The 4,725-nt window shown below is 52.4% G+C and carries 4 protein-coding genes; 2 read left to right on the top strand and 2 right to left on the bottom strand.

The window, feature by feature from the left end; translation table 11 throughout:
• The first annotated feature begins 948 nt into the window (after nt 1-948).
• Nucleotides 949-1,620 (top strand): cupin domain-containing protein, encoded by a 672-nt coding sequence (locus QZR21_RS08070; protein ID WP_296100207.1) that lies wholly within the window; start codon nt 949-951, stop codon nt 1,618-1,620.
• Nucleotides 1,621-1,735: 115 nt separating this feature from the next.
• Here the strand turns inward: QZR21_RS08070 and QZR21_RS08075 are convergent, their stop codons facing one another.
• Together QZR21_RS08075 and QZR21_RS08080 are read right to left on the bottom strand one after the other, a co-directional pair.
• Nucleotides 1,736-2,854 (bottom strand): MBL fold metallo-hydrolase, encoded by a 1,119-nt coding sequence (locus QZR21_RS08075; RefSeq protein WP_296974805.1) that lies wholly within the window; start codon nt 2,852-2,854, stop codon nt 1,736-1,738.
• Nucleotides 2,855-3,150: 296 nt separating this feature from the next.
• A complete protein-coding gene (locus tag QZR21_RS08080; protein WP_307974449.1) occupies nt 3,151-3,924 on the bottom strand; it encodes a class III extradiol ring-cleavage dioxygenase in 774 nt (257 codons plus the stop codon).
• A gap of 324 nt (nt 3,925-4,248) precedes the next feature.
• Here QZR21_RS08080 and QZR21_RS08085 point away from each other — a divergent pair, with 324 nt between their 5' ends.
• A complete protein-coding gene (locus QZR21_RS08085; RefSeq protein WP_296100203.1) occupies nt 4,249-4,581 on the top strand; it encodes a helix-turn-helix domain-containing protein in 333 nt (110 codons plus the stop codon).
• Nucleotides 4,582-4,725 lie beyond the last annotated feature (144 nt).

Here is a 4,725-nt window from a genome sequence, read left to right on the forward strand (position 1 = left end):
GTAGTTAAGCTCACAAACGCCGAAAGTACTTGGCTGGAAGCGGCCTGGGAGGATAGGAAGCTGCTGATTAAGATGAAAAGCATCAGTCGTATGACTGGTGCTTTTTACTTTGTCTGTAAAAAATGAGGAATGAGGAATTAGGAATAAGGAATGGTGGTGGCGGCGCACAAATCGGGAAGCGCCGCCTTTTTATATGAGAAAGTCCGGCCCACCGGAGATCGTCATTTTGGCCGGTGGTAAGAAGAGGATTGACCATACTGTTCAGAAACGCTAAAGGTTAGAGGAGTGGAGAAATCTTTCTTGTGTCTGGGAATACAGTGCTTTCAGCTTTGCCTGGAATGGCTGTGGCGGCGCACAGGTTTGGAAGCGCCGCCTTTATAGACTGTAACCCCCCCCTCTTTAGAGGGGAGGGGGACCGCGTCAGCGGTGGTGGGGTGTCTGGATGGATGGGGCATAAGGGTGGTGGATTGGCATCGCTGTGCTCGCCAACCGGGCTGCAGATGCTGCGCACCGGGGGCGGGCCGGATAGCGGCTTTGCCGCAGATATGTGTATCGTAACGGGAATCCGTCTTAATTGAGGTAATCCCCAGTATGCAGGCCCTTGGAGATGGAAGTCCTGCATAGGACTTCCAAGTTTGGCCTTAATACAAAAGGCGCTTAGCCTGCCCAATAAAGCGCCTTCCTTTTGGGTCAAACGGGCCGCGGCAAAGCCGCAGGATGAATGCTGCGAAGCAGCTGATTTTCTGTAAGCGGTAAGCTGACAGCTGTAAGCAGTGAAGTGGCTGAGGGGGGAATGCACTGGAGCGAAGTGGCGGAAGGAGGGAATGGCCTTCAGCCAAGGGAATCGAATCACCTTGGGATTCGTACAGCAGCATCCATTTTTTATCATTCTTGTTATCCATCAATTTCTTTTTCCCTGTCCTCCTTTATACTATGGACAGAACGGAGATGAAACAGATGGCATACAAGAAACAGGGCCAGGTATTTTCCCTGGCCGAAGACAACAGACCCCTTCCGGGATGTACGATTTCCCGGCGGATTTATGAAGATGATTCCCTGTATATTCTTCTCTTTTCCTTGGGAAAAGGGACCGATATCAGTGATACTTCCTACGAGGCACCCCATTTCTTCTTTGCCCTTACCGGGACAGACCGGATCCGACAGCAGGGGGAAAAGGTGCTTCGCCAGGGGGATGCATGGGTTTCTCTTCCCAAGGTGCCTCTTTCTGTGGAAGCGCCGGAGGATACGGTTTATCTGGAAATTGGACTCAAAAAGGAGGATACAGCGATGAATGAAGTAGTCAATGAAAAAGCTGTATTTCAGCTGAAGGATCTGGTTCCCTACGGGGAGGAGCAGATCATCAATAAGGGCCTTATCGAAAATGACAAGGTACGGTTTGCGGTGATTTCCCTGGCGAAAGGATCCACCCTGCCGGACCATGCAGCGCCCAGGGGTGCCCTGCTCTTTGCCCTGGATGGGGAAGCGGTATTCACCCATGAGGGGAAGGACTATGTGTTCAAGGCAGGCGATAACTTCGCCATGAGGAAAGGGGACCGGCATCATATCCAAGCTGCCACGAATTTCAAGTTCGCCCTTCTTCTGACAGAACCGGAAGCGTAGGCAGGCCATGAGGCCCGGCGGCTGGCGGGTCATAGGGGCAAAGGGGCATAAGAGGGCTCTAGCGAAAACCGGGCATATAAAAAAACAGCGCTTCTGCGCTGTTTTTTTACGTGCCCTATTTCTTCAGCATCATTTTCCCTTTGAGGTGGATTCCCGGTTTTCCGGGAATGTAGATATTGGTCCAAACGTCCAGGGTATTCCAGTTCTGTACATGGATGACGGCGATGCCATTATTTTCCTGCCAGTGTACCATGAATACATGGTCCGCCACTTCCACGGCGGTGTAGTCCATGGTGTCTTTATATCCTTTGCCTTCCCCATCGGTCTGGGTGAAGGTGAAAGTTTTATTGTCGTGGAAATCGAGGTCAAAGGCGCTGGCCGGCATGAAATCCACCAGTACGTGATGCCCTACGCCGGGGTACAGGTTTTTCCGCTCCCATGATTCCACTCCTGTAATGACCTTAGCGCCGAAGGCGAGGGTGTCTTTGCCGTCCAGCTGGGGATATTTGTCTGTCATGATGGAAACGATGGCATCGGCGGTTTTTCCGCTGGCCAGGGCATCCCGGTAGTCCTTCAGGTAGGACAGGGTGCAGTCCAGGATGGAAGGGCTTTCTTTCGGATTATCTCCATAGTGGTGGCTGGCAATTACGTTCTTCGGGGAAAGGCTCTTCATGGTTTCCACCTGGATAATCCATTTATCCAGCTCATCGAGTCCCTTCGTATCTGCCATCCAGGGATGATTTCCTTCGGCCAGGGATACGCCGCCCAGGATGGTGCCGGTGGAGGGGACATAGAGGAAGGAATGGGTCTCATCGTCCCCGTTCCGGATAATCCGGATTTCATGGTTTTCCAGAAGCGGCAGTTCGTTTACTGCTTTCGGGACGATGAAGTGATCCGGTTTGTCGTCGCCCAGGGCATCCTTCCAGACTCCCAGTTTTGCATCCATGGTGGCGGAAATCATCCAGGCCGTCTGGGCGGTGGAGAGAATTTCCGCATCCGGGAAAGCATCGTGGATGACAGACAGGCCGAAATAGTAGTCCGGGTCGAAATGGGAAATGAAGATAACCTTCAGTTCTTTCCCCAGCGCCCTGATTTCCTGAACCACCTCTTCTGCCTTCGACTTCTGGAACTGGGCATCCACGAGGAAAGCTTCTTTTTCACCGTAAATGATGGTGGAAGTGACATCGAAAATGGCCTTCGGGCCGGGATGGTAGACTTTGAAAGAAAGGGACATGGTAGGACCTCCTGATAGGGAAAAAAGGGGGGATAAGGGTGGATATAAAAACATAACAATTGTATACAGGGAGCTAAAAGTGATATGCAGAGCTGCGGACTGCGGTGGAGGCTATGTCCTTCGGACAGGGCTATGCGCAGCAGGGCAAAGGCTGCGCCTGGGCTCAAGGTAGGGATTTATATAAATTTGCGGCGCTTCTATTTTTTTATGCACCGCCGCATCCACTCCTCATTCCTCATTCCTAACTCCTAATTAATAGCCAGAGACTTTTGTGTGAGAGTGTGCATGCAAGCTATTTAGCACAGTCCAAACACATAGCCCGTCATGGACATGGAACCCAGGTTTCTCACAGCGTTGAAGACCCGGGGATTTTCTCCGATGGAAGCGCCGAGGGTGTAAAGAAGGGGCAGGAAATGGTCCGGCGTGGGTACCGCGTAGTCCGCATCGGGGTGGGAATCGAAATGGATGACGGCGCTGTCATCCCGGTCCTTCACCTTTCCTGTGATGAATGCATCGAAACGGTCTGCCGCCGGGCTGCCGGCTTCATTATCCCACTCCACTTTGTACAGGTTGTGTACGATGTTGCCGCTGCCGAAAATGAGATAGCCTTCCTCCCGGAGGGAGGCCAGGGCCTTCCCTGTTTCGTAAGCAGCTTTCGTTCCGGCGGTGCCGTCGATGGAAACCTGGACCACCGGGATCCTGGCGCCGGGGAACATGTGGGTAAGCACGGTCCAGGTGCCGTGGTCGATGCCCCAGTCATCGTTGATGGAAGACTGCGGCAGGAGGGACAGCACCCGGTCCGTGAGGGGCCGGTACCCTTTGGGTTCGTACTTCACTTCATACAGCGCCTTTGGGAAACCGTACATGTCATAGATCTGCCGGGGACTGGGGCTGCTCTGCACGTAGGTGCCCCGGGTGTACCAGTGGGCAGACAGGGCGAGAATGGCCTTCGGTGTGCCGAAGCGCCGGATCACTTCTTCCCCCAGGTCATGGAAAGCATGGGTCAGTTCGTTATCATCCAGGGCAATCATGGGACTGCCGTGTCCGGCAAAAATTACGGGCATTTTCATGATCATCATCTCCTTATAGTATTATTTCTATACTTGCGTTCATTATACGACCGTTTTAAAATAGAACACAAGAAGGCAGTTTCTCTTTCGTAAGTATGGAATACTTGCGTATTGGCGGACCTGCGGATTCTGTGCTGATGGGCAGAGTCATTCATGCGGGGGCTTCTGGCTTCCGGGAAAACCGGCTTGCCTGCGGAAGGCGTGGGGCTGGGCGTTTGGCCATTAGACGTCAGACAGTCAGAAATCAGACTGAAACAGCGGCGAAGCCTCAACTCTCAACTCTCAACTCTCAAACCTCAACTCTTTCTTTTCAGGAGGTTAATCATGGAAAATCAATTATTCGGTGTCTGTCCCTTTGTGACGGCCCAGAAGCTGCTGCAGGGCAAATGGGCCATTCTCATTCTCCATGCCCTGAGCAAAGGCACGAAGCGGTTCAATGACCTGGAACGGGAAATCCACATTACCCATGCCACCCTTTCCACCCAGCTGAAATACATGGAAAAAGAGGGACTCGTCCACCGGGAAGTGTATGCGGAAGTGCCGCCGCGGGTAGAATATTCCCTTACCCCCATGGGCCGCCGTTTCCAGCCGGTACTGGACAGCATCGAAGTCTGGGGAAAGGAATACATCGGATTCCTCCATGAGAACCGGGCATAACCCCGGTGTCTCTGCTGCTGAGGGTTGTCCTTTTTCTATATAATAATTAGGGAAGCGCTGATTAATTCGCAGAGTCAGATTTCATAAAAATTTTTATGCACTGCTTCGTCATAAATCGGCCAAGAATAAAAGGAAGGCGCTTTA

The sequence above is a fragment of the uncultured Dialister sp. genome (genome assembly GCF_900541605.1).
GTDB lineage: Bacteria > Bacillota > Negativicutes > Veillonellales > Dialisteraceae > Dialister.

Excerpts from the sequence above, each read along its gene's own strand:
- QZR21_RS08070 (WP_296100207.1), top strand. The coding sequence starts at position 949 with ATGAAACAGATGGCATACAAGAAACAGGGCCAGGTATTTTCCCTGGCC.
- QZR21_RS08075 (WP_296974805.1), bottom strand. The coding sequence starts at position 2,854 with ATGTCCCTTTCTTTCAAAGTCTACCATCCCGGCCCGAAGGCCATTTTC.
- QZR21_RS08080 (WP_307974449.1), bottom strand. The coding sequence starts at position 3,924 with ATGAAAATGCCCGTAATTTTTGCCGGACACGGCAGTCCCATGATTGCC.
- QZR21_RS08085 (WP_296100203.1), top strand. The coding sequence starts at position 4,249 with ATGGAAAATCAATTATTCGGTGTCTGTCCCTTTGTGACGGCCCAGAAG.